The sequence below is a fragment of the Variovorax boronicumulans genome (genome assembly GCF_030812215.1).
In the GTDB taxonomy this organism is placed as follows: domain Bacteria; phylum Pseudomonadota; class Gammaproteobacteria; order Burkholderiales; family Burkholderiaceae_C; genus Variovorax; species Variovorax boronicumulans_C.
This window is the reverse complement of record NZ_JAUSSG010000009.1, coordinates 168,339-194,025: the sequence shown is the minus strand read 5'-3', so window position 1 is coordinate 194,025 and position 25,687 is coordinate 168,339. Positions and strand designations below refer to the sequence as shown.

At 65.5% G+C, this 25,687-nt stretch carries 18 protein-coding genes; 15 read left to right on the top strand and 3 right to left on the bottom strand.

Features of this window, described 5'->3' with window-relative positions; all coding sequences use genetic code 11:
* Positions 1 to 39 precede the first annotated feature (39 nt).
* Positions 40 to 5,142, top strand: coding sequence for an RHS repeat-associated core domain-containing protein (locus J2W23_RS23455; protein ID WP_307650457.1), 5,103 nt, complete (start codon positions 40 to 42; stop codon positions 5,140 to 5,142).
* A gap of 54 nt (positions 5,143 to 5,196) precedes the next feature.
* A complete protein-coding gene (locus J2W23_RS23450) occupies positions 5,197 to 5,529 on the top strand; it encodes a hypothetical protein (protein WP_307650456.1) in 333 nt (110 codons plus the stop codon).
* A 243-nt stretch (positions 5,530 to 5,772) separates the two neighbouring features.
* Here J2W23_RS23450 and J2W23_RS23445 read toward each other — a convergent pair whose 3' ends face one another.
* Positions 5,773 to 6,783 carry a Bug family tripartite tricarboxylate transporter substrate binding protein gene (locus J2W23_RS23445; protein ID WP_307650455.1) on the bottom strand — a complete coding sequence of 337 codons (1,011 nt, stop codon included), beginning with the start codon at positions 6,781 to 6,783 and terminating at the stop codon, positions 5,773 to 5,775.
* Positions 6,780 to 7,700 (bottom strand): LysR substrate-binding domain-containing protein, encoded by a 921-nt coding sequence (locus tag J2W23_RS23440; protein ID WP_176661506.1) that lies wholly within the window; start codon positions 7,698 to 7,700, stop codon positions 6,780 to 6,782. The genes J2W23_RS23445 and J2W23_RS23440 overlap by 4 nt, the downstream gene beginning before the upstream one ends.
* A 177-nt stretch (positions 7,701 to 7,877) precedes the next feature.
* Here J2W23_RS23440 and J2W23_RS23435 point away from each other — a divergent pair, with 177 nt between their 5' ends.
* The 3 genes from J2W23_RS23435 to J2W23_RS23425 are packed head-to-tail and all read left to right on the top strand — an operon-like array spanning position 7,878 to position 12,983.
* Complete coding sequence (locus J2W23_RS23435) at positions 7,878 to 10,634, top strand: tannase/feruloyl esterase family alpha/beta hydrolase (RefSeq protein WP_307650454.1); 2,757 nt, start codon at positions 7,878 to 7,880, stop codon at positions 10,632 to 10,634.
* Complete coding sequence (locus J2W23_RS23430; protein ID WP_307650453.1) at positions 10,631 to 11,977, top strand: alpha/beta hydrolase family protein; 1,347 nt, start codon at positions 10,631 to 10,633, stop codon at positions 11,975 to 11,977. Before J2W23_RS23435 ends, J2W23_RS23430 begins: the two co-directional genes overlap by 4 nt.
* A gap of 31 nt (positions 11,978 to 12,008) precedes the next feature.
* Positions 12,009 to 12,983 (top strand): tripartite tricarboxylate transporter substrate-binding protein, encoded by a 975-nt coding sequence (locus J2W23_RS23425; protein WP_307650452.1) that lies wholly within the window; start codon positions 12,009 to 12,011, stop codon positions 12,981 to 12,983.
* A gap of 45 nt (positions 12,984 to 13,028) precedes the next feature.
* Here the strand turns inward: J2W23_RS23425 and J2W23_RS23420 are convergent, their stop codons facing one another.
* Positions 13,029 to 13,742, bottom strand: a complete 714-nt coding sequence (locus tag J2W23_RS23420; RefSeq protein ID WP_307650536.1) for a FadR/GntR family transcriptional regulator — start codon at positions 13,740 to 13,742, stop codon at positions 13,029 to 13,031.
* 243 nt (positions 13,743 to 13,985) lie between these two features.
* On the opposite strand from J2W23_RS23420, the gene J2W23_RS23415 reads away from it, so the two are divergent.
* The 10 genes from J2W23_RS23415 to J2W23_RS23370 are packed head-to-tail and all read left to right on the top strand — an operon-like array spanning position 13,986 to position 25,668.
* On the top strand, positions 13,986 to 15,050 hold the full coding sequence (locus tag J2W23_RS23415; RefSeq protein ID WP_307650451.1) for a porin: 1,065 nt from the start codon (positions 13,986 to 13,988) through the stop codon (positions 15,048 to 15,050).
* Between the two features lie 15 nt (positions 15,051 to 15,065).
* Positions 15,066 to 17,891 (top strand): glycosyl hydrolase family 95 catalytic domain-containing protein, encoded by a 2,826-nt coding sequence (locus J2W23_RS23410; RefSeq protein WP_307650450.1) that lies wholly within the window; start codon positions 15,066 to 15,068, stop codon positions 17,889 to 17,891.
* Between the two features lie 12 nt (positions 17,892 to 17,903).
* Positions 17,904 to 18,665 (top strand): SDR family oxidoreductase, encoded by a 762-nt coding sequence (locus tag J2W23_RS23405; protein ID WP_307650449.1) that lies wholly within the window; start codon positions 17,904 to 17,906, stop codon positions 18,663 to 18,665.
* 25 nt (positions 18,666 to 18,690) lie between these two features.
* The gene (locus J2W23_RS23400; protein ID WP_307650447.1) at positions 18,691 to 19,566 is read left to right on the top strand and encodes an amidohydrolase family protein; all 876 of its coding nucleotides are present in this window, start codon (positions 18,691 to 18,693) and stop codon (positions 19,564 to 19,566) included.
* Between the two features lie 10 nt (positions 19,567 to 19,576).
* Positions 19,577 to 21,088: a sugar ABC transporter ATP-binding protein gene (locus J2W23_RS23395; RefSeq protein WP_307650446.1), complete on the top strand. Its 1,512-nt coding sequence runs from the start codon at positions 19,577 to 19,579 to the stop codon at positions 21,086 to 21,088.
* Positions 21,089 to 21,105: 17 nt separating this feature from the next.
* Positions 21,106 to 22,146, top strand: a complete 1,041-nt coding sequence (locus tag J2W23_RS23390) for an ABC transporter permease (RefSeq protein WP_307650445.1) — start codon at positions 21,106 to 21,108, stop codon at positions 22,144 to 22,146.
* A gap of 58 nt (positions 22,147 to 22,204) precedes the next feature.
* Positions 22,205 to 23,167, top strand: a complete 963-nt coding sequence (locus tag J2W23_RS23385; protein WP_307650444.1) for an ABC transporter substrate-binding protein — start codon at positions 22,205 to 22,207, stop codon at positions 23,165 to 23,167.
* A gap of 27 nt (positions 23,168 to 23,194) precedes the next feature.
* Positions 23,195 to 24,475, top strand: coding sequence for an L-fuconate dehydratase (locus J2W23_RS23380; protein WP_307650443.1), 1,281 nt, complete (start codon positions 23,195 to 23,197; stop codon positions 24,473 to 24,475).
* Between the two features lie 36 nt (positions 24,476 to 24,511).
* Positions 24,512 to 25,291, top strand: coding sequence for an SDR family oxidoreductase (locus tag J2W23_RS23375; RefSeq protein WP_307650442.1), 780 nt, complete (start codon positions 24,512 to 24,514; stop codon positions 25,289 to 25,291).
* Between the two features lie 44 nt (positions 25,292 to 25,335).
* Positions 25,336 to 25,668, top strand: a complete 333-nt coding sequence (locus J2W23_RS23370) for an L-rhamnose mutarotase (RefSeq protein ID WP_307650441.1) — start codon at positions 25,336 to 25,338, stop codon at positions 25,666 to 25,668.
* Positions 25,669 to 25,687 lie beyond the last annotated feature (19 nt).

Below are 25,687 nucleotides of genomic sequence, written 5' to 3'. Positions count from 1 at the left end.
AAAAATCAACGAGAGCCCAGCGGCTCAGGGAGTTCCGGCATGGCCGAGATATCGCAAGAAGAGAGAGCGCGGAAGGCAAACGAGAGGGAAGCGGTCGTCAAGCCACTCGACCAGATCGATCCAGCCGAGCTACCGGTCGCCAAGAAGGCCGTCAACGCCTGGTTGATCAAGATCAGCGGCGGCCATGTCACGCTGGACAGGGCTGTGACCGTCGCCAGCGCCGTTCCGATCCTCGGCAACATCCTGGCGGCCATCGATGCGGTGTGCGACATCATCGTCCTCGTCGAGAACAAGGCTGCGAACGTCGGGGAGAAAGCCCTCAACTGGGCCAGCTTCGGCATCAACCTGATCGGAATCGTGCCGTTCCCTCCGACCATGGCCGCAGCGCGAACCAGCCTGCGACCCGCACTGCATCTGGTGCGAAGCAAGCTCGGCACGGCAGGTCACGGGCTCAGCGATGCACTTGTCGTGATGCTCGTCGACCACCTCAATGCGACGTTGGCCGGTGAACTCGAAAAATTTGTGGCCGAGGCCAGCACCAAACTCAAAGACATATTGAAGTCGGCCGCCACCATGGCGCATGACCTGCTCTCGGGATTGAGCAAGGTCTTGCGCAAGCTTGCATCGGGTACGCCCTTCGATGCCGGCACACCGGCGCCCGCGGAGCCTCCAAAGCGCGATCCCGAGACCACCTACGAGAGCGGTGTCTGGGGTGCCATCAAGGGAATTGCCGGCGACATCAAGGAGAGGGTCGAGGATGGCGCCAGCTATGTTGGCGAGCAGGCCGCACAAGGTGCCAAGGTAGCTGCCAACGCTGGGGCCGGCCTGATGATGCGTCATACCGATGTTGGCGAGAAGGCCGCGAAGCTGATGAACGCTTACGCCGACTCGCTGGACAGCCTGGCCGCAGACGCGAAAACGAAGATCGAGAGATTGGGCGACGCGGGCGTCGACATGTCCATCGCCTGGCTCCTCCTGAGGCTCAAGGATGCTGTCTTGCGTTATCGCGCCAAGGGCAAGACGGGAGGCTCCACCGTCAATCCGACGACGACCGCGACGCATGCTCAGAAGAAGACAAATGCGGAGTTGGACAGACTGAACGCGGAGCGCGTGAACGGCGTGAGCGATGCCAACCCCTGCAAGAACTGCAAAACCCGGGCTCAAACGCCCAACGCCATCAGCTTTGCATCTGGCAGTGAAACCTTTGTTCATACCGACTTTGCATTGCCGGGCCACATGCCCATCGTCTGGAGCCGCACGTACCACTCGCGCCTGGCGGCCTATGACAACTCGCAGCCTCGATCGGGGCATGCCGGCACCAGCGCCTGCCTTGGCGCTCGCTGGACCAGTCCTTACACCACCCGCATCGACCAGGCTGCGGACGGCAGCCTGAGCTACTTCGCTGCCGACGGTCGCGAGCATCGTTTTCCCAAGCTGGCAGAGCCCGAGCATGGCAATGCGGGCCAGGTGCATCACAACGCCATCGAGGACCTCACCCTCGGGCGAGGCAATGGCGGCGTGCTTGTCCTGAGCCACGGGCGAGACTACGTCGAGACCTTCGAGCTCGCCCCCCGGTTCGTGCACGAGGGCACAGCGCGCACCAGGAACAAAGCCGTGCACTACCGTCTGGCAAGCCAGCGCACGCGTGCCGGTCAAACGACCGAGTTGGCCTATCGCCACGAAGGCGGGCAGCTCTCGGACATTGTCAGCGGCCAGGTTCATGTGAGCACCGCCATCGACGCGCACGGCCGCATCCAAAGCCTGTGGCTTGTGCAGGATGGGCAGGCCGTGCGTCAACTGGCCGCCTACACCTATCGGATGTCGGCCGATGGCAGCAGCGATCTCATTGCCGCCCAGGATGAAAACGAGCAAAGCTGGCACTACGAATACCGGCGCGCAGGCGAGACGGCCAGCACCCACCTGATCTCCAGGTACACGGACCGCACGGGGCGCGGCATTCATCTTCAATGGGAACACGAAGATGGCAACGCAGTGGACCTGCATGCAAGCAACAGCGCCCGGGCCAGGGCATACCGCGAGTACGCCGACGACGGCAGCTTCGACACCACCATCGTCTGGAACAACCACGTTCGTCTGGCCACCGTCGTCGATGCGCTTGGGGCGCAGACGCGCTACTACTTCGACTTCCTCGGCTACACCTATCGCATCGTTCATCCGGAAGTCCGCGGCGCGGACGGCATGCTCTATGCGCACGAAGAGTGGTTCTTCCGCGATGCGCTAAAGAACATCACGCGGCATTTGCATGCCGATGGCAGCAGCGATCACTACACCTACGACGCGCACGGCAACCTCGTGAGCCACACGCGCGCCGACCACAGCACGGTGCACTTCGCCCACGACGACATGGACAACCTCACCGGCATCCGCGATGCCGAAGGCCATGCCTGGAAGCGCACCTACGAGGGCGTCAACCTCATCGAGGAGATCGATCCGCTGGGCCACAAGACCGAGTACGCCTACAACGAACACGGCCTGCCGGTGGAGATCACCGATGCCAGGGGCGGCAAGAAGCAGCTGGCCTATGACGATGCGGGCCAGTTGACGGCCTACACAGACTGCTCGGGCAAGACTTCGAGCTGGACCTATGACGACAGCGGGCACCTGCTGAAGGCAGAGAACGCCGCCGGGGAGGCCACCCAGTACCACTACGAGCGCGGTCAACTGGCACGCATCGTCAACCCGGACGGTTCCCAGGAACAACTTGTGCATGATGCAGAAGGCCGTTTGCTGCTCCATCGCGACGCCTTGCACCGCGAGACGCGCTACGAATACAACGCGGTCGGCCTCATCGCCCAGCGGCTGGACGCCAACCGCCACACCATCGAGTACCAGTGGGACCGCCTGGGCCGCCTGACGGCATTGCGCAACGAGAACGGCCGCACGCACAGCTTCAGCTACGACCCGCTGGGCAAGCTGCGGTCCGAGGTCCAGTTCGACGGCAGCAGGACCGCCTACGGCTATACCCCCGCCACCGGCGTGCTGCGCCAGGTCACCGAAGGCGATGCGGTCACCCAGTTCGACTTCGATCCCACGGGGCGTCTGACGAAGCGCACCGCGGGCCTGTACATCGAGTCGAGGGACCCGGACGGTCATCCCCGCAGGCGTACCTTGGATCTGCAGAGCATCCAAACCGACAGCTACGCCTACGACGGCAACGGGCAACTCATCGATGCCCGCAACCCGCACATCCACCTGCAATGGTTCCCCGATGCCGCCGGCAATGTGAGGACCGAGCACCATCACTACCTGATCGACGAACAAGGCCGACCGGGCAGCCAGCCGCTGACGGCCGTCTGGCAGCACCGCTACGACGAACTGGGCAACCGCATCCAGACCACGCGCCCCGATGGCCACACCACCACCTGGCTGACTTACGGCTCGGGCCACGTGCACGGACTGATGCTTGACGACATGGAGGCCTTGCAGATCGAGCGCGATGACCTGCATCGGGAGGTCAAGCGCACGCAGGCCAACGAGGTAGCGCAGGAGCAGCAGTACGACCCCGCTGGGCGCTTGAAGGCCCAGGTGCTCGGTCGCGTGGACAGACTGGGCCAGAGCCGAGGCGGCCCTTCTCGTTCGATTCCGAACGCCAGCGCGTTGGGCATCCAGCGCAAGTACAGCTACGACCGCGCCGGCCAGCTCACCGACATCGGCGACAGCCGCCGCGGCAGCCTGAGCTACCGCTACGACCCTGTGGGCCGGCTGCTGCAAGCCCGGAGCCAACTGGGCACCGAGACCTTCGCGTTCGATCCGGCCAGCAACATCCTGGACCCGATGGCGCCGGCGGCCAGAGAGGCTGGGGCGATCCACAGCATCCCGGCGATCCTGAACAACCTGGTGAAGGACTACGCAGGCACGCACTTCGAGTACGACAGCCGCGGCAACATGGTCGAGCGGCGGCACAACGGCCAGCGCACGCGCTTCGCGTGGGATGCCTTGGGCCGCCTTGCCGAGGCGCGCACGCAGGACACGCGCACATCATTTCTGTATGACCCGCTGGGCCGGCGCATTGCCAAGTGCAGCGAACCCAACGTCATCACCAGTTCGATGGACGGCAGCCAGTACCACGCGGCCGAATACCGGCGCCAGATGCAGGCGCGCGGCCTTGGCGCGGTGCTCTTCGGATGGGACGGGGACCAGATGGCCTGGGAGTCGGAGGCGGCTCGAAACCGGACGGTGCATTACGTGTTCGAGCCCAACAGCTTCGTGCCGGTGTTGCAGGCCAGTGCACGGGGACGAATCACGCAGAACTTCCTGAGGCGGCCTGCCGGCGCGACGCGCACGTACACCGATGCGCAAGGCAACTACGACCTGGATCAGGACCCGCTGTACAACGGGGTGTACGAGCCGGGGCTGGGGCAGGACGGGGAGCCGCCAGCGCCGCTGGAGAACATCCACTACTACCAGTGCGACCACCTCGGAACGCCGATGGAGTTGACCGATGAGGGCGGAAACATCGCATGGGAAGCGAACTACAAGGCGTGGGGTGAAGCCAGGCTCACCATCAGCGAGGCCGCCAGGAAGGCGGGGCTGAAGAATCCAATCCGGTTCCAGGGGCAGTATCTGGACGAGGAAACCGGGCTGCACTACAACCGGTTCAGGTATTACGACCCGGTGGTGGGGCGGTTCGTATCGAAAGATCCCATTAAATTTGCCGGCGGGCTAAATTTTCAGCAATATGCGCCCAACCCTTCAGAATGGATTGATCCTCTTGGGTTAGCCGGCAATCGAGCAAATCGTCGAGCAGGAAAAATTCTGCAAGATCACGACGCCGTCTCGGGCGGTCATGCGTATTCCCGTCACGGGGCGCATACAACCATGGCAGCACAGGAGAGACGCGCTACAACGGGGGTACCGCCGGACAAACCCTGCAAAATACCGAAAGGCAGCGGTCCGGATTCAACTAGATTTTTAAATAATATAGACCAGCTGGATGCCATTCAAAGAGCAAAACAGGAAATGAATAGGACCGGTAAAAATGAAGCGACCGTCGACATGAAGCGGGTAATTGGAGAGGGCTTTAGAAGCGGTGGTGGCTGTCCAGAAACCACCAGGCAAGCAACTGTCTTCAAAGGCCCTTATGGCATCATTACAGCTTTCCCACAACTTCCTATTCCTTAATTCATGCAAATCTTTCTTGGGTACATTTCAAAGATGTATTACTACCTTTTTTCGATGAGCGATGATGATATAGACGATTTTCATATCAACGACGAGGGCTGCCGCGCCAAGCTGTTTGACGCGATGAAGACGGACTTTGAGACGTACGGACCCATGAGCAAAAAACGAGTATTGGAAGCTATTGAATTTATTCTCTCATCGCGTGACCTTGAGCGGTACTGGCGTGCTGTGGTGCCGCATGCTTTACCACTTGATGAAATCGTAGACAAGCCTGGATACCTGCGTGCGCTCTACCAGAAGCTTGCCGAACACGAGCCGCCTCAAAAAGAGTATGGCGCTGATGTGCAATTGATTAGTGATTTGCACAATATTGATTTTCGGCTTTAAATTTTTTTCAAAAATAATTAAAATTGCAGTAGTCATTGATCGGTGAATCTCAATTCGGTGTTGCGCTCAAGAAAAATATAAAATATTGAGATGTAGGCAAGTTGCAAGGTCATCCGTGTAGCCTTGAGTGTTTCTCTGGGGCCGAAGATGAATAAGTAGTGGGATCAATGGCGCGGGTCGCCGAAATTAATCGCCTGCCCGCCCGATAAGCCGTCTGATGGCGTCAGGCTGCAGCACAAGCATTCAGTCGAACTGCGACCGATCCCCCGCCACCAGCGCCCGGTTGCGCCGCCGGTCCACAGCGATCTCGTGCGCGAAGTCCTCGATGCTTCCCCCGGCCGGCAGGTTGTAGGCCGCCCTTAACCGCGAGCGCACCGCATCGCTGCGCAGCACGCGATTGATTTCCGCGTTGAGCCGCTGCACCACCGCCGTTGGCGTTCGCGCCGGCGCGAACACGCCGAAGAGCGAATCGCGATTCGCCCGCTCGTATCCCAGCTCCGCGAGCGTCGGTACATCGGGCAGCGCCTCGATGCGTGCCGGCGCCCCCACCGCCAACGCCTGGAACCGCCCACCCTCGATGTACTGCAACTGCTGCGCCGCGACGTTGGTCGACAGCACTTCGAACTGCCCGCTGAGCGCATCGTTGAGCTGCGGTCCACCGCCCGCATAAGGAATGTGCGTGATGTCGGTGCGGCTCTGCACGCGCACCTGCGCCAGCACGAGGTGCCCGATGGTGGCGACGCCCGAGGTGGCCCAGCGCACTGCGCCGGGCTGGCTGCGGGCGCGCGCGATCAGGTCGCGAAAGCCGTGTCCCGCAAAGGCCGGTGTGCCGACCACCAGCACCGGCGTGCGCATCACGCTCGCCACCGGCGCAAAAGCGCGCAGCGGGTCGTAGGGAACGCGCGCGATCAGCGGATGCAGCGTGAGCGGGCTGATGGCGGAGAAGGCGAGGGTGCAGCCGTCGGGCGCCGCGCGCGCAAGCGCGTCCATGCCGATGCTGCCGCCCGCGCCGGCGCGGTTCTCGATGAGCACCGGCACGCCCAGCGCTTGTGAAAGCGGGTCGGCCAGCACGCGGGCCATGCCGTCGCTCACGCCACCCGGTGGATAGACCACGATCAGGCGCATCGGGCGATTCGGCCACGGCGATGAAGCCGTTGCGGCGTGCAGCAACTGTGGCGGCATGGCGCAGGCGGCTGCCAGCAGGGCGCCCGTGCGGTGCACGAAGCGCCGGCGGGACAGCAGGGCAACGCTCATGACCCGGGGTTCTCGCTCGCATGCCTGCGCAGCAGCGCGGCGAAATGCTGCGCGGGCAGGTTGTCTTCTTCCGCGCGCGACACCAGCGTGAGCGGCGCGTCGAGCTGGCCGCCGTCGGCGAGCCGCGCGTAGGCGATGGCATGCGCGTGCACGCCGGTCATCGAGGCCGGCACCACCGACAGGCCGACACCCGCGGCCACGAGGTTCAGGTTGGTCATCATGCGGTCCACCTCGGCCACCACGCGCGGGCGCAGGCCCTTGGCGTGGCACAGCGCCAGCAGCTCGGCATAGAGGCCCGGCGCGCCCGGACGGCGCACGAGGATGATGCCTTCCTCGCACAGCCGCGCGAGCGGCAGCGGGCGCGAGGCCTTGCTGCGGGCGAGGGCAAAACGGTGGTCGCTCGGCATCGCGACCAGCACCGGCTCGCGCAGCAGCGTCTCGAAGATCAGTCCCTCGGGTCGCGCCACCGGCACGCGCAGCAAGCCGCAATGCAGGCGGCCGGCCGCCAGCGCTTCGGTCAGTTCGGCCGCGTTGTTCTCGCGCAGCTGCAACTCCACGCCCGGGTGCTCGCGGCGAAAGGCGCGCAGTGCCTCGGGCACGAAGCGGTGCGCAGCGGCCGAGCTGGTGAAGCCGACCGCCAACGTGCCGACCTCGCCATTGGCCACGCGCGCCATGCGCTGTTTCATGGCCTCCATGTCCTGCAGCATGCGCAGCGCCTCGACCTGGAAGAGGCGGCCCGCATCGGTAAGCGCCACGCCGCGCGGATGGCGGCGGAACAGCAGCACGCCCAGCTCGCGCTCCAGCGCCTTGATGGTCTGGCTGAGCGGCGGCTGCTGGATGCCCAACTGCTCGGCGGCGCGCGTCATGTGGCCGGTCTCGGCAACGGCCACGAAGTACCGCAGCGGTCTTATCTCCACGCTAGCTCCACGTTGACTCCATATTTTTTTCGTATCGGATGTGTACTTTTATTTTATTTGACCCTAGGTCACCCGTGCACCTATCGTCCGGCCGCCCTTTCAAAAAAGAGCGGCCCACCGAGGCCGCATGCCGGAGACAAGACCATGCGCACACCGCGCCCCCACTCGATTTTCTCGATGATTGACGCCGCTCGTCGCGCCCGCCGTTCGTTCGGCCCCGCGATCGGCATTTCGCTGGTTTCACTGGTCCTGGCCGCTTGCGGCGGCGGTGGCGGAGGAGGCGGCGGCAGCGGCTTCTTCCCGATCGTGCCGAACAACCCGCCGGCAGACGGCGGCGGCCCGCCCGACAACCCGCCGCCCCCGCCCGTGGTGCCGGCGGTGGCCTGCGCGGACCTCGCGGGCAAGAGCCTGCCCGCGTCGCTCATCAGCCTGCCCACGGGCGGCGCGACTGTCGTCAGCGCCACGGCCGTGGCGGCGGGCGCTGCCGGCAACCCCAATGGCGACTACTGCAAGGTGCGCGGGACGATCCAGCCGGTCGATCCGACCTCGCAGTCCATCAATTTCGCGGTCAACCTGCCCGAGAAGTGGAACCAGAAGACCATCCACTTCGGCGGCGGCGGCTTCGATGGCGTGCTGATCGACGGCACCGAGGTGATCCGCTTCGGCCCCGCCGGCAAGCCCGCGCCGCTCGCGCTCGGGTACGCCACCTACGGCGACGACTCGGGCCACCAATCGAGCAGCATCACCGACGGCAGGTTTGCGGCCAACGACGAGCAACTGGCCAACTACGGCGGCCTGTCGCTCAAGAAGACGCGCGACGTGGCGCAGGCGCTGGTGTTCGCGCGCTATGCGGTCAAGCCCAAGCACGCCTACTTCCTCGGTACGTCTACAGGCGGGCGCGATGCGCTCAGCTACATCCAGCGCTGGCCGCTGGACTACGACGGCGTGATCGCCAACGAGCCCGCGCTCAACTACACGGGCACGCGGCTGTCGAACGTGGCCGTGGGGCGTGCGCTCTACAACAACGGCGGTGCGGGCTGGATGACCGTGGGCCAGACGATGCTGGTGCAGAACGCCGTGAAGGCGGCCTGCGACAAGCTCGACGGCGCGGTCGACAACATCGTGAGCAATGTTGAGAGCTGCCGCAAGCTGAACGAGCAGGTCCTCGCCGCGCTGCCGCGCTGTCCCGGCAACATCTCGACAGGCGACACCTGCCTGACGGAAGCCCAGATCCAGACCGTTCGCGCCATCGAGGCCCCACTGAACCTCAGCTATCCACTGGCCAACGGCGTCAAGCGCGCGGGCGGCTACAACCTCCTCGAGGGCACGCAGGTTGCGGGGCCGTACACCACGCGCGACCTCGGCACGACCAAGGTGCCGAAAAACCCGGCGACCTCGGCCGACGCCAACATGTACGTCACCGGCGACCAGTGGGCGAAATTCTTCGTGACGCGCAACGCCGGCTTCGATACGTTGACCTTGGATCCGCAGAATCCGGGCATGTACGCGGCGCGAGTGACAGAGGTGTCGAATCTCACCGATGCGACCAATCCCAACCTGGCGCCGTTCTTCGACCACGGCGGGCGAATCATCATGTTGCACGGATTGGCCGACGAGGTGATCAGCAACAACTCGACCATCGACTACTACAAGCAGGTCGTCGCCACCCTGGGCCAGGCGGCGGTGGACAAGGGCATGCGCTTCCACACCGTACCCGGCATGGGTCACGGTACGGGCGTGTTCATTCCCAACTGGGATTCGCTCGCGGCGCTCGAAGGCTGGGTCGAGGGCGGCCTTGCGCCGGCCACCGGCGTAGCGGTCGATGCGGTGCCCGCGACATACGGCCGCACGCGTCCGCTGTGCCTGTTTCCGTCGTGGCCCAGGTACGGTGGCAGCGGCAGCCTGGATGCGGCGGTCAACTACAGCTGCGTGACCGAGGTCGGCGATCCGCTGGCGTGCCCAAACCTGCCCGCAGTGGTGACGAGCTACAAGGGTGGTGACGGCTTCGGCGAGGAACTGCGCGTGCAGATCGACCCGGCCACCATGGCCTACACCGTGATCTTCGACACAACTGTGGGAGTTACAGCCCGCGCGGCGCAAAGCGGCTCTCTGGTGGCACACGGCAATTGCAGCTACAGGAACGCTGAGAGTGGAGCGATTTTCAGCTTCGGGGCTGGCGGTGTGCTGTCGGGCGGCGTGAAGGCGCCGATCGGCACGGGCTTCACGCCGCTGCTGGCCTTCCAGAAGACTTTTGACGGCACTGCCACGCCCGGTGACTTCAGCGCCATCGACGGCACATTCAACGCGGCGGGCGTGCTGCAAAACGAACCCGTTGCGACCGGTTATGGAGCGGCTATGAAGTTGCGCGCCGATGGCAGTTTCCAGTATTGCAGCCGTGATTCGGCGCCGGCGCCGACCGGCTTCATGGACTACGTCGCCAACTGCGCAAATACCGAGAAGGGCTACATCAGCTACAGCGCTGCGCGCGGGGCGTTCGACGTCTTCACCACGTTGGCGACCAGCAAAGCCGTCACGACCGGCGGTACGCTCAGCGGCTCGCTGGTGGTCGGACTGGTCAATGGTGTCGTGGTACCGCTGCATCTGATGCCCAAGTCCTTTACTCCGACCGCCGGCACAGACGTCGCTAAGGGCCTGCGCGTCCTTGCTTCGCTGAACCTGGCGTCTGGCGCGGCTGACGGCAACTACGCAATGTTGAGCGTGAATGGAGAGAACCACGATGCCACTGTGGCCAGCAGCGCATTCAATCTGGGCGGAGCGGCCGCAGCCTTGGCTTACAACGCGCCTGTGGCTGGGGTGGCTCAGGCTGATGCGGGCAGGCCCGGCAACTTGATCTTTAACAGCGGCGTCCTTGTGTTCCTCTCCACTGCCACGACAGGAACGAACGCGGCGCTGGAACTCGGAGTACGCCATTGAAAAAGCACCTCTCGCACCTTGCCGCCTTCGCCCTGATCGGCGCGACGCCGCTGCTGTCCGCGCACGCGGCGCCCAGCGCGCCGAAGCCCGCGACCTGCCCGGCACCCGTGCCCGAGGCCGCGCGCTGCTACACCGGTGAAGACGGCACGGGCGCGCTCTACTGGATCGCCATTCCGAAGGACTGGAACCGCGTCCTCGTGATGCACGCCCACGGCGGCCCCGAGACCGGTCCGCCCAAGCTCGAACGCAGCGAGGAAGACCTCAAGCGCTGGGCCATCACCGTGAAGGCCGGCTACGCCTGGGCCGGCTCCACCTACCGGCGCGGCGGCTACGGCGTGACGATGGCGGCCGAAGACACCGAGCGCCTGCGCCAGATCTTCGTGCGCCACTTCGGCCAGCCCAGGCGCACGCTGCTGCACGGCCAGAGCTACGGCGCGGGCGTGGCGGCGAAGGCTGCCGAACTCTATGCACCTGTCGGCGACGCGAAGAGCCCGTACGCCGGCCTGCTGCTCACCAGCGGCGTGCTCGGCGGCGGCAACAGCGCCTACGACTTTCGGCTCGACCTGCGCGTGGTCTACCAGTACGTCTGCCGCAACCATCCGCGCCCGGACGAGCCGCAGTACCCGCTGTGGATGGGCCTGCCGCTCGATTCGAAGCTCACGCGCGCCGAACTCGCCGCGCGCGTCAAGGAATGCACCGGCGTCGGCATGCCCGCCGCGCAGCGCACGCCCGAGCAGGCAGCGCGCCTGAAGACCATTCTTTCGGTCGTGAAGATCCAGGAGCGCTCGCTCCTCGGCCATCTGAACTGGGCGACGTGGCTCTTCCAGGACCTGGTGCAAAAGCGCCTGAACGGCCGCAATCCCTTCGGCAACATCGGCGTGGTCTACAGCGGCTCTGCCGACGATGCAGCGCTCAACGCCGGCGTGCTGCGCTACGCGGCCGACCCGCAAGCCAAGGGCGCGCTCGCGGCCGACAGCCAGCCCACGGGCCGCACCTCGCTGCCCACGGTCGGGCTGCACGCCATCGACGACCCGACCGCGTTCGTCGAACTCGAGAACGCCTACCGCCGCATCCGCGACGCGGCCGGTACAGGCGGCAACTTGGTGCAGAGCTTCAGCGCCGAGCGCGAGCACAGCTACCTCAGCGATGCGGAATACCCCGCGCTCTTCGGCGCGCTGATGGACTGGATCGACAAGGGCGAGAAACCCACGCCCCAGAGCCTGGCGCAACGCTGCGCCTCGCTTGCGCCGCGCTACGACACCGACGGCAAGAACGGCTGCCACATCAAGCCCGAATGGCAACCGCCCACGCTCGAGAGCCGCGTGCCTTCGCGCGCCCCCTGATTTTTCTTCTTTGACCTTGACGGAGACCTTCATGAAAAAACTGTTCGCTTTCGCAGCGATTGCCTTTGTCGTTGGCGCACATGCGCAGGACTTTCCCGCGGGCAAGCCCGTGACCATCGTCGTGCCCTTCGCGGCCGGCGGCCCGACCGACCGCGTGGCGCGCGACCTGGCCGAGGCGCTGCGCAAGCCGCTGGGCGGCGCGAGCGTGATCATCGACAACGTGCCCGGCGCCGGCAGCTCCATCGGCGCGGCCAAGGTGGCGCGCGCCACGCCCGACGGCTACACGCTGCTGCTGAACCACATCGCGATGGCGACCGTGCCGACGCTGGTGCGCAACGTGCCCTTCAAGGTCGAGACCGATTTCGAGTACTTGGGCATCGTCAACGACGTGCCGATGACGCTGATCTCCAAGCCCAGCCTGCCGGCCAACAACTACAAGGAGCTGACGGCCTGGATCGCCGCCAACAAGGGCAAGATCAACATCGGCAACGCGGGCGTGGGATCGGCCTCGCACCTGTGCGGCCTGCTCTTCCAGAGCGCGACCAAGACCGAGATGACGCCCGTGCCCTACAAGGGCACCGCGCCGGCCATCACCGACCTGATCGGCGGCCAGATCGACCTCCTGTGCGACCAGAGCACCAACACCTCGCCGCAGATCGAGGCGAAGAAGGTCAAGGCCTATGCGGTGACCACGCCCAAGCGCCTGACCACGCCGCTCTTGAAGGACCTGCCCACGCTCGACGAAGCGGGCCTGAAGAACTTCGAGGTCACGATCTGGCACGGCCTGTACGCACCCAAGGGCACGCCGGCACCGGTGTTGAAGAAGCTCAACGATGCGCTGAAGGTGGCGCTGAAGGACCCGGACTTCATCAAGCGCGAAGAGCTGCTGGGCGCCGTGGTCGCGACCGACGGCCGCATCGAACCGGCGGGCCACAAGAAGTTCGTGGTGGGTGAGATTGCGAAGTGGACGCCTGTGATCAAGGCGGCCGGCGTCTACGCGGACTGACGCAGGTTGATCGGGAGCGCCGCTGTTCAGCGCGGCGCTCGCCGTTCATTCCGCGGAGGTCGGCGTGGACTCTGCCGTCCACCGCGCATGCGATGCACTCAGGTGATGGAGCATCGCCGCCACCGCAGCCTGCGGATCGCGCGCTTCCAGCGCGCGGTAGATCGCCTCGTGTTCCACGAACGCCGCCTTCCAGGCTTGCGAATCCTCGGTGCGCGCACTCATGCGCGACGAGATCGGGCTGTGCCGCCCGTCGAACAGTTCTCCCACCAGCCGCACGAGCACCGAGTTGCCCGTCATCTCCGCGATGGCGAGGTGAAAGCGCCGGTCGTTCTCGATCTGCGTGCGGCCATTGAGGCCGTCCTGGCGCATGCTTTCCAGCGATGCCCTCACGCGCTCCAGAAGCGGCGGCGTGACGCGCGCCGAAGCCAGCGTGACCACCGAGCCTTCGAGCATCGCGCGCGCCTGCATCATTTCGGACGGGCTCTCGCCGACCGCCGGCGTTGCGCGCTCGGGCGCGTCGTGCGACGCGCAAACGTAGACGCCTGAGCCCATCCGAATCTCGATGCGCCCGTCGATTTCCAGGGCGATCAGCGCCTCGCGCAGCGATGGCCGCGACACCCCCAACTGCAACGCCAGTTCCCGCTCCGGGGGCAGCCGCGCGCCGGCGGGCAGGTTGCGGTCGCGGATGAAAGCCCGGATCTGGTCCGCGATCTGTTGGTAGAGCCGGCGGGTGTCGTTGGGTTTGGCGGAAGGCTGCATGGCGTCGATGCGGAAACGGAAGGCGATCTGGTCATGCCAGTTTGACATCTTCAAACGCCTACTTTTCGCTTATTTCGCTGCCTTCTCTTCGGGATAACCCGAAAAGGGTTTGTTCTGGTAAGGCCAATTAATCAATATGGCAAAGTGGTCATACCAAATTGGTCAGGCCAAAAGGGCTGTCACACACCAGTACCTGTTCCCGGTCCGCATCCATCCATTCAGAAAACAACAGGAGACAAGAAGATGAATTCCAGAACCAGCGCCGTGGTGGGCGCCTTGTGCGCCTGCCTCGGCCTCGGCGCGACGAACGCCCAGGCCCAGAGCAGCGTGACCCTCTACGGTCGCGCCGTGGCAGGCGTCGATTACCAGAACAACATCGCCAACGACGCGGGCCAGGGCAGGGGCCACCTGTGGCGCGCGGCTGGCAACCAATGGGGCACCAGCATGCTGGGCGTGAAGGGCACGGAGGATCTGGGCGGCGGAATGGCCGCCTTCTTCGTGCTGGAAGGCGGCTTCGACCTGCCCAAGGCCAAGCCCAACGGCGCCGACCTGCTGCTGAACCGCCGCTCCTACGTCGGCCTGCAGGACTACTGGGGCAAGCTGGTGCTGGGCAAGAACCTGTCGATCGCCAACGACGTCTGGTACATCGACCCGACGGGCCAGCAGTTCATCGGCACGGCGACGCTCGTGCGCGGGCGCAACTGGCAGGGCAACGACAACGGCGTCGAATACACGACGCCGACCTGGGGCGGCTTCAGCGCCACCGTGCAAACGGGCCTGGGCGAGCAGACCGACGGCTTCACGAAGCTGCGCAAGGATGGCATCTCGGTCTCGTACATCGCGCCCTCGTTCGAAGTGCGCGCCATCTACGACTTGGCGCGCGACAAGAACGGCAAGTACTCCGATCTCTTCAATCAGTCCAAGGAGCTCACGCTCGGCGGCACCGCCACTTTCTTCGACGACCTGAAGATGTTCGTCGGCTACCAGCGGCTGTCGGCGCCCGATGCGCCGCTCAGCGCGCCGAGCAAGGCCAACCACTACTGGGTCGGCGCCAACTACAGGATCACGCCGTGGCTGACGCTGATCGGCTCGATGTTTCGCGTCACGCAGAACCGGAACGCGGGCAGCGCCAACCTGTACATGCTGGGCGCGAACTACGCGCTCTCCAAGCGCACGCTGCTCTACGCATCGGTGGGCAAGGTCTACAACAGCGAGACCGCCAACTTCTCGGTGGAAGCCACCAACAACAACCCGGCCGCGGGCGGCAAGCAGTCGGGTACGTATTTCGGCATCAGCCATACGTTCTGAAGCAGGAGGCGATCCATGAACGAGACGCGCAATCCTCAAGACCTCCAGCGCCGTGCGCTGCTCAAGCTCAGCGGCGCGGTGTCCATGCTGCCGGTGCTGCAGGCATGCGGCGGCGGTGGTGGCGGTGCGGCATCGGGCGGGCTGCCGGCCGGCGGCACCGGAGCGGCCGCTCCGGCAGCGGGCGCAGGCGAGCCGATCGCCTCGGTGGAAACGCCCGCGCTGTTCGCGCCGGCCAAGATCGCGTCGCGTGCCCTCTGGTACGACAGCCCGGCCTCCGACTGGGAATCGCAGGCGCTGCCCATCGGCAACGCGCGCCTCGGCGCGATGCTGTTCGGCGGCGCCTTCAACGAGCGCATCCAGTTCAACGAGCAGAGCCTGTGGGGTGGGGTCAACAACTACGACAACGCGCTCGCCGGCAAGAACGACGATGCCTTCGACACGAGCGTGACGGGCTTCGGCAGCTACCTGGCCTTCGGCGACATCGCGCTCGCCTTCACCGGGGGCGCGGCGTCGCCCCAGGTGACCTGGCCCGCGCCGCAAGGCACTGCCTCTGCCAGCGAAGGCGTGGCCAGGAGCGTGGATGGAAGCAGCGGAACCAAGTGGTGCATCGACGGCCCGGGCGCTCTGGTGCTTTGGCAGGCCGAGCTGCCGCAGGCGGCCGTCGTCGCGGCCTACACGCTGACGAGCGCCAACGACGTACCGGCGCGCGATCCGCAGCAATGGACCTTCGCGGGATCGAACGACGGCGCGACATGGACCTCGCTGGACACGCGCTCGCTGCCTGCACCGTTCGAATCGCGCGCGCAAGCCAAGGCGTTCAGCTTTGCCAACACGACGGCCTACCGTTTCTACCGGTTCGCCTTCGTGCCCAAGGCGGGCGTGAGCCACTTCCAGGTGGCGGAGATCGCGCTTGCGGGTGTCGACCTCAAGCCGGGCGCCGAAGCGGCCACTTCGGGCTACCGCCGCACGCTGGATCTCGGCATCGGCGTGCACACCACCGAGTTCAGTACCGGCGGCCGCAAGTTCGTGCGCGAGGCTTTCGCCAGCAAGGTCGACGACGTGATGGTGTTCCGCTACACCGCCAGCGATGCGCGCGCGTTCTCCGGCACGCTCGCACTGACCTCCAAGCAGAGCGCCACCGCGACGGCCGATGCCGCCGCGGGCCAGGTGTCATTCAGCGGGACCCTGGCCAACAGCCTGAAATACGCCTGCACGGTGCAGGTGGTGAAGGAAGACGGGCAGCTCGCCGTGGCCGGCAATGCGCTGCGCTTCGATCAGTGCACCAGCCTCACCTTGCTGGTCGATGCGCGCACCGACTACAAGCTGGACTACGCCGCCGGCTGGCGCAGCACCGACCCCGCGCCGCGCGTGCAGGCCGCGCTCGCGGCGGCCGCCGCGAAGACCTACGACACGTTGCGCCAGGCGCATGTCGCGGATTTCGGCGCGGTCATGTCGCGCGCCAGCGTCACGTGGGGCGAAAGTGATGCTGCCGCGCTGGCGCTGTCCACGCGCCAGCGGCTGGAGCGCTATGCGGGCGGCGCGGCGGACCCGGGCCTGGAGCAGGCGATGTTCGACTACGGCCGCTACCTGCTCGTCAGTTCGTCGCGGCAAGGCGGCCTGCCCGCCAACCTGCAGGGCCTGTGGAACGACAGCAATTCCCCGGCCTGGGCGAGCGACTACCACACCAACATCAACGTGCAGATGAACTACTGGGGCGCCGAGAGCACCGGTCTCCCGGACTGCCACACGCCGCTGGTCGACTTCGTCTCGCAGGTCGCCGAGCCGAGCCGGATCGCGACGAGGAACGCCTTCGGCGCCGCCACGCGCGGCTGGACGGCGCGCACCAGCCAGAGCATCTTCGGCGGCAACGCCTGGAACTGGAACAACGTCTCCAGTGCCTGGTATGCGCAGCACCTGTACGAGCACTTCGCGTTCACGCAGGACCTGAACTACCTGCGCAATACCGCCTATCCGATGCTCAAGGAAATCTGCCAGTTCTGGGAGGACCGCCTGAAGCTGCGCACCGACGGCCTGCTCGTGGCGCCCAACGGCTGGTCGCCCGAACACGGGCCGACCGAAGACGGCGTGATGTACGACCAGCAGATCATCTGGGACCTGTTCCAGAACTACCTGGACGCGGCCCGCACGCTGAACATCGATGCGGCCTATCAGGCGACCGTGGCCGGCATGCAGGCGAAGCTCGCCCCGAACAAGATCGGCAAGTGGGGCCAGCTGCAGGAATGGCAGGGGGACATCGACGACCCCAAGGACAACCACCGCCACACCTCGCATCTGTTCGCCGTGTACCCGGGGCGCCAGATCACGCCTGCAAAGACGCCCGCGTTCGCCGCCGCTGCGCTGGTGTCGCTGAAGGCGCGTTGCGGCGAGGTGCCCAACCAGCCGTTCACCGCATCGATGGTGACCGGCGACAGCCGCCGTTCGTGGACCTGGCCCTGGCGCTGCGCACTCTTCGCGCGGCTGGGCGATGCCGGGCGCGCGCAGACGATGCTGCGCGGCCTGCTGACCTACAACACGCTGCAGAACCTCTTCTGCAACCACCCGCCGTTCCAGATGGACGGCAACTTCGGCATCTCCGGCGCGCTGACCGAGATGCTGCTGCAAAGCCACGAAGGCGTGATCGTGCTGCTGCCGGCCTGTCCGGACGACTGGAAGGCAGCCGGCGCATTCAACGGACTGCGTGCGCGGGGCGGCTATCGCGTGAGCTGCACGTGGAAGAACGGCGTGGTCGCTTCCTATGAAATCGTCGCGGACAAGGCGCGCGACAAGAAGCCGGTGCGGGTGCGCATCAACGGTGAAGAACGCGATGTCACGCCCACGTGACGCAATGAACAGATGACTTCCAACAGACTCCAGAACAAGACGATCCTCGTCACCGCAGCCGCGCAAGGCATCGGCCTCGCCACCGCACTGGCCTGCGCACGCGAGGGCGCGCAGGTGATCGCGACCGACATCAACGCCGGGCTGCTCGACAAGCTCGCGCAAACATCGCCCGGCATCCGCACGGCGGTGCTCGATGTGCGCAGCGCGGATGCAATCGCCGCGCTGGCCGCCGAACTGCCCGCGCTCGACGGCCTCTTCAACTGCGCAGGCTACGTGCACCACGGCAGCGTGCTCGATTGCGACGAGGCCGCATGGGACTTCAGCTTCGACCTCAACGTCAAGAGCATGTACCGCATGGTGCGCGTCTTCCTGCCGGGCATGCTCGACAAGGCGGAGAAGGAGGGCGGTGGTGCATCGATCGTCAACATGGCGTCGATGGCTTCGTCGGTCAAGGGCTTTGCGAACCGCTTTGCCTATGGTGCCTCCAAGGCCGCGGTGATCGGCATGACGAAAGCGCTCGCGGCGGACCATGTGAAGCAGGGGCTGCGCTGCAATGCGCTGTGCCCCGGCACGGTGGACACGCCTTCGCTGCGCGAGCGCATCGCCGCCGCGCCCGACCCGGAGCAGGCCGAGCGCGACTTCATCGCACGCCAGCCCATGGGTCGCCTCGCGGTGGCCGAAGACATCGCGCCGCAAGTCGTGTACCTGCTCGGCGACGAGTCGCGCTTCGTGACCGGACAGGTGGTGCTCGTCGACGGCGGCGTTACCATCTGACGAGAGACGAAGGGTGCCAAGCAGCATGACACAGCGCATCGACTCGCATCATCATTTCTGGCGACCCGCGCGCGGCGACTACGCGTGGCTGCGCGCCGATGTGCCCGCCCTCGCGCCGCTGGTGCGCGACTTTCTTCCCGAGCATCTCGCGCCCCTGTTGCAAGCGCATGGCATACAGCAGACGGTGCTGGTGCAGGCCGCCGATTCGGAAGCCGAAACCGACTTCATGCTCGAACTGGCCACCGCGAACGATGTGGTGGGCGGCGTGGTCGGCTGGGTCGACTTGAGCAGCCCCGATGCCGTGGCGTCGATCGAACGCATGGCGCGGCACCCCAGGTTCAAGGGCGTGCGGCCGATGCTGCAAGACCTGCGCGACGACGACTGGATCACGCACATGCCGCGTCCCGATGCGGTGCGGGCGCTGGTGCGCCTGGGCCTGCGTTTCGATGCGCTGGTGCAGCCGCGGCATCTGTCCTCGCTGATCCGCTTTCTGAAGGAGTGGCCGCAACTGCCCGTGGTGATCGACCATGCGGCCAAACCGCCGCTGGGTGCACGCGACAGCGAAGCCTTTGCCATCTGGCGCAAGCACATGAATGCGCTTGCGGCGCTGCCGCAGGTGTGCTGCAAGTTCTCGGGCCTCTGGGGCGAATCGCCGCAGGCTGCACACCACGATGTCGACATGGCGGCGCGTGTCGTGCGTCCGGTGTGGGAGCACCTGCTCGAGAGCTTCGGCCCCGCGCGCCTCATGTGGGGCAGCGACTGGCCGGTGCTCAACCTGGCGGGCGACTACGCGGGCTGGATCGCGGTCAGCCAGGCCTGCATCGGCGGCCTCTCGGCCACCGAGCAGGCGCAAGTCTGGCGGGGCACGGCGCAACGCTTCTATGACCTCTCGACGGACTGAACGCGTCACCATGCAACCCATCGTCACCATCCGCGACCTCTGCAAATCCTTTGTCGGCGTGCGCGCCCTCGACAAGGCCCGGTTCGACCTGCGGTCCGGCGAGGTGCATGCACTCATGGGGGAGAACGGCGCGGGCAAGTCCACGCTCATGAAAGTGCTGGCCGGCGTCTACAGCAAGGACTCGGGCGAGGTGCTGATCGACGGCCGGCCCGTGGACATCGCGAGCCCGCGCGCCGCGCAGGCGCTGGGCATCGGGATCATCCATCAGGAACTGAACCTGATGAACCACCTGAGCGCCGCGCAGAACATCTTCATCGGCCGCGAGCCGCGCGGGCGATTCGGCTTCTTCATCGACGAGGATGCCATGCGCACAGAGACGCAGCGCATCTTCGATCGCATGAACCTGCGGCTCGATCCGCACACGCCGGTCGGCGAACTCACGGTGGCCAAGCAGCAGATGGTGGAGATCGCCAAGGCGCTCTCGTTCGACTCGCGCGTGCTCATCATGGACGAGCCCACCGCAGCGCTCAACAACGAGGAAGTGGCCGACCTGTTCCGCATCATCGGCCAGCTCAAGTCGCAAGGCGTAGCCATCGTCTACATCTCGCACAAGATGGATGAGCTCAAGCGCATCGCCGACCGCGTGACCGTGATGCGCGACGGCCAGTACATCGCCACCGTGTCGATGGCCGCGACGCCGATGGACACGCTGATCGCCATGATGGTGGGCCGCCAGCTCACCGAGGTGGAGAACGATTTTCCCGACACCTCGGGCAACGAGATCGTGCTGGAGGCGCGAGGCATCACGCGCGGATCGATGGTGCGCGATGCGAGCTTCGTGCTGCGCAAAGGCGAGATCCTGGGCTTCGCGGGGCTGATGGGCGCGGGCCGCACGGAGCTCGCACGCGCGGTGTTCGGTGCTGACCCCATCGATGCGGGCGAGGTTTTCGTGCGCGGCAGGAAGGTGTCGATCAAATCACCCGAGGATGCGGTGTCGCACGGCATCGGCTACCTCTCCGAAGACCGCAAGCACTTCGGCCTGGCGACCGGCATGGACGTGGAAACCAACATCGCGCTGCCGAGCATGAAGAAATTTTTGTCGATGGGCGTCTTCATCGACCAGGCGGCCATCGAGGCGGCCGGCAAGCGCTATGTGAAGCAGCTCAACATCAAGACGCCTTCGGTGCACCAGCAGGTGCGGCTGCTCTCGGGCGGCAACCAGCAGAAGATCGTGATCGCCAAGTGGCTGCTGCGCGACTGCAGCGTGCTCTTCTTCGACGAGCCCACACGCGGCATCGACGTGGGCGCGAAGGCCGAGATCTATCGGCTGCTCAACGAACTGGCCGCAGAGGGCAAGGCCATCGTGATCATCTCTTCGGAGTTGCCCGAGATATTGCGCGTGAGCCACCGCGTGCTGGTGATGTGCGAAGGCCGCATCACCGGCGAACTGGCGGGGCGCGAAGCCTCGCAGGAAAAGATCATGCAGCTCGCCACCCGGCGTGAAGCTGCCGCCACCGCATGACGACTGGAGACAACCCCTTGACGACCCCCACCGCTACCACCGCCGCCGCCACCCCGGACGCGCCCGGCTTTTCGCTGAAAGCGCGGCTCTTTCGGCCCGCCACGCGGCAGAAACTCCTGGCCTTCGCCAGCCTCATCGCGCTGATGGTGTTCTTCAGCTTCGCGTCGCCGCAGTTCCTGCAGACCGACAACCTCGTGAGCATCCTGCAGTCGACCGCGGTGAACGGCGTGCTGGCCATCGCCTGCACCTTCGTCATCATCACCGCGGGCATCGATCTCTCGGTGGGCACGCTCATGACCTTCTGCGCCGTCATGGCCGGCGTGGTGCTCACCTACATGGGCATGCCGCTGGCGCTCGGCATCGCGGCGGCGATCTTCTTCGGCGCGCTGGCCGGGTTCGTCTCGGGCGTGCTGATCGCCAAGCTCAAGATCCCGCCGTTCATCGCGACGCTGGGGATGATGATGCTGCTCAAGGGCCTGTCGCTCGTGATCTCGGGCACCAAGCCGATCTACTTCAACGACACGCCGGGCTTCACCGCCATTTCGCAGGACTCGCTGATCGGCGATCTCATCCCGTCGCTGCCGATTCCGAATGCGGTGCTGATCCTGTTCCTGGTGGCCGTGGCCGCGAGCATCCTGCTCAACAGGACCATCCTCGGGCGCTACACCTTCGCGCTCGGCAGCAACGAGGAGGCGGTGCGCCTGTCGGGCGTGAACACCGACTTCTGGAAGGTCGTTGTCTACACGGTGAGCGGCGGCATTTGCGGCATCGCGGGCCTCCTGATTGCCTCGCGCCTGAACTCCGCGCAGCCGGCGCTGGGGCAGGGCTACGAACTCGATGCCATCGCGGCCGTGGTCATCGGCGGCACCTCGCTCAGCGGCGGCACCGGCACCATCGTCGGCACGATCATCGGCGCCTTCATCATGAGCGTGCTGACCAACGGGCTGCGCATTCTCTCGGTCGCACAGGAGTGGCAGACGGTGATCACGGGCGTGATCATCATCCTGGCCGTGTACGCGGACATCCTGCGCCGCCGCAGCAGCAGCAACAAGCACTGAACCGCTCCCCGCTTCCTGCTTTCCCCATTTCATTTCTACAACCACAGGAGACCTTGGCATGATTCAACGAAGAGCAGTCACCACCACGCTGGGCGTGGCCCTCATCGGCCTGTCGGGCCTGGTGCAGGCACAGCAGGCACAGCAGGCGCAGGAGATCTACATTCCGCTCGTGTCCAAGGGCTTCCAGCATCAGTTCTGGCAGGCCGTGAAGTCCGGCGCCGAGCAGGCGGCCAAGGACCTGAAGGTGAAGGTCAGCTTCGAGGGACCCGAGTCGGAGTCGATGGTCGACAAGCAGATCGACATGCTCTCCGCCGCGCTCGCCAAGAAGCCGCAGGCCATCGGCTTTGCAGCGCTCGACAGCCAGGCCGCCATTCCGCTCTTGAAGAAGGCGCAGGCCGCGAAGATTCCCGTGGTGGCGTTCGACTCGGGCGTGGACAGCGACATTCCTGTGACCACCACCACGACCGACAACAAGGCTGCCGCCGCGCTCGCCGCCGACAAGATGGCCGAGCTGATCGGCAAGTCGGGCGAAGTGGCACTCGTGGTGCACGACCAGACCAGCCGCACCGGCGTGGACCGGCGCGACGGCTTCGTGAACCGCATCAAGTCGACCTACCCGAACATCAAGATCGTGAGCGTGCAGTACGGCGGCGGCGACCAGCTGAAATCGACCGAGATCACCAAGTCGATCTTGCAGGCCTCGCCGAACCTCAAGGGCATCTTCGGCGCCAACGAGGGCTCCGCCATCGGTGTGGTCAACGGTGTGAAGGAGATGAAGCGGAGCGGCAAGGTCGTGATCATCGGCTACGACTCGGGCAAGCAGCAGAAGAACGCCATCGCCGACGGCAGCATGGCCGGCGCGATCACGCAGAACCCGGTGGGCATGGGCTACAAGACCGTGGAGATGGCGGTGAAGGCGATCAAGGGCGAGAAGCTGCCCAAGGTCGTGGACACGGGCTTCTTCTGGTACGACAAGACCAACATCACCGATCCCAAGATCGCCGCGGTGCTGTACGACTGATCCCTTTTCTCTCCGAAGACCCTGTTCATGACCATCGTTCGATCCATGCGCGTACTGGACGTGCGCTTTCCCACGTCGCAGCAGCTCGACGGCTCCGACGCGATGAACCCCGACCCGGACTACTCCGCGGCATACGTCGTGCTGGAGACCGACCAGCCGGGGCTCGAAGGCCATGGCCTGACCTTCACCATCGGCCGCGGCAACGAGATCTGCTGCGCGGCCATCGAGGCGATGCGCCACCTGGTCGTCGGGCTCGACCTGCAGTGGGTGGCCGAGGACATGGGCCGCTTCTGGCGGTACATCACGTCGGACAGCCAACTGCGCTGGATCGGCCCCGACAAGGGCGCGATCCACCTGGCGACCGGCGCGGTGGTCAATGCGGTGTGGGACCTGTGGGCCAAGTCCGAAGGCAAGCCGGTGTGGCAACTCGTGGCGGACATGAGCCCCGAGGAACTGGTGCGCTGCATCGACTTTCGCTACATCACCGACTGCATCACGCCCGAGGAGGCGCTGGTGTTGTTGCGCGAGGCGGCCATCGGCAAGGCGGAGCGCATCGCCACGCTGAAGGCCGAGGGCTACCCCTGCTACACCACGTCGGCGGGCTGGCTCGGCTACTCCGACGAGAAGCTGCGGCGGCTCGCGCAGGAGGCGGTCGATGCGGGGTTCAACCACGTCAAGCTGAAGGTGGGACGCGACCTGCAGGACGACATCCGCCGGCTGACGGTGGCGCGCGAGGTGCTCGGGCCCGATCGCCATCTGATGATCGATGCAAACCAGGTCTGGGAGGTCGACCAGGCCATCGACTGGGTGAAGCAACTCGCGTTCGCCAAGCCCTGGTTCATCGAGGAGCCGACGAGTCCGGACGACGTCGAAGGCCATCGCAAGATCCGCGAAGGCATCGCGCCGGTGGTGAAGGTGGCCACGGGCGAGATGTGCCAGAACCGCATCATGTTCAAGCAGTTCATCATGCGCGGCGCCATCGACGTGGTGCAGATCGACTCATGCCGCCTCGGCGGCGTGAACGAGATCCTGGCGGTGATGCTGATGGCCGCGAAGTACAAGCTGCCCGTGTGCCCGCACGCCGGGGGCGTGGGGCTGTGCGAGTACGTGCAGCACCTGTCGATGATCGACTACCTCTGTATCTCGGGCACGCGCGAAGGGCGGGTGATCGAGTATGTGGACCACCTGCACGAACACTTCGTCGAGCCCTGCGTGGTGCGCGATGCGACGTACATGCCGCCGACGGAGGCGGGCTTCTCGATCACGATGAAGCCTGCGTCGCTCGAGCGTTACCGCTTTCGTGGATAAGTGAGTGAGCAACAAGAAGAAGGGCGTCGCGCGGTCATGGACTTGAATCTGAAAGACAAGGTGGTGCTCGTCACCGGTGGCGGCAGCGGCATCGGCGCGGCCATCTCGCTCACGCTCGCGCGCGAGGGGGCGGTGCCGGTGATCTGCGGGAAGAATCCGCTGGATGCGGCATTCGAAGAAGAACTGCGTGGGCTGCAGCCGCGGGCGCGGTTTCTTCAGTTCGAGCTGATGGAAGAGGCGGCTTGCGGCAAGGCGATCGAAAGCACGGTCGCGGAGTTCGGGCGCATCGATGGGCTGGTCAACAACGCGGGTGTGAACGACAGCGTGGGGCTCGAAGCGGGGCGCGAAGCGTTCATCGCGTCGCTGGACCGGAACCTCATCCACTACTACGTGATGGCGCATTTCTGCCTGCCGCACCTGAAGGCGAGCCGCGGGGCCATCGTGAACATCTCTTCGAAGACGGCACTGACAGGGCAGGGCAATACCAGCGGCTACACCGCGGCCAAGGGGGCGCAGTTGTCGCTGACGCGCGAGTGGGCCGCATCGTTGCTGGAGGACGGCGTGCGCGTCAACGCGGTGATTCCCGCCGAGGTGATGACGCCGCTGTACCAACGCTGGATTTCGGCCTTCGACGAGCCCGACCGCAAGCTCGCGACCATCACCGACAAGATTCCCCTGGGGCGCCGGATGACCACGCCGCAGGAGATTGCGAACAGCGTGGTGTTCCTGCTTTCCGACACGGCTTCTTCGCATACGACGGGGCAGTGGGTGTTCGTGGACGGTGGGTATACGCACCTGGACCGGGCGCTGACCTGATCGCTCACTCTTGCATTCCCATCGACTACCGGACAGAACGAACCATGCGCCACTGCCTCGCCCTCGACCTGAAAGACGACCCGGCGCTGATCGCCGAGTACGAGGCTTATCACCGGAACATCTGGCCCGAGGTGCGCGCGCACCTGCATGCGCATGGCGTGACGGGGATGGAGATCTACCGGCTCGGCACGCGCATGGTGATGCTGATGGAGACGGACGATGGGCGGTATGACGCCGAGGCGATGGCGGCCGCGACGCGCAACGATCCGAAGATTCGGGAGTGGGAAGCGTTGATGTGGAAGTTTCAGGCGCCCACGCCCTGGACGTCTGAAGGGGAGAAGTGGGTGGAGATGAAGCGGATATTCGAGCTGCAATGAAAAACGGACCCCGAGGGGT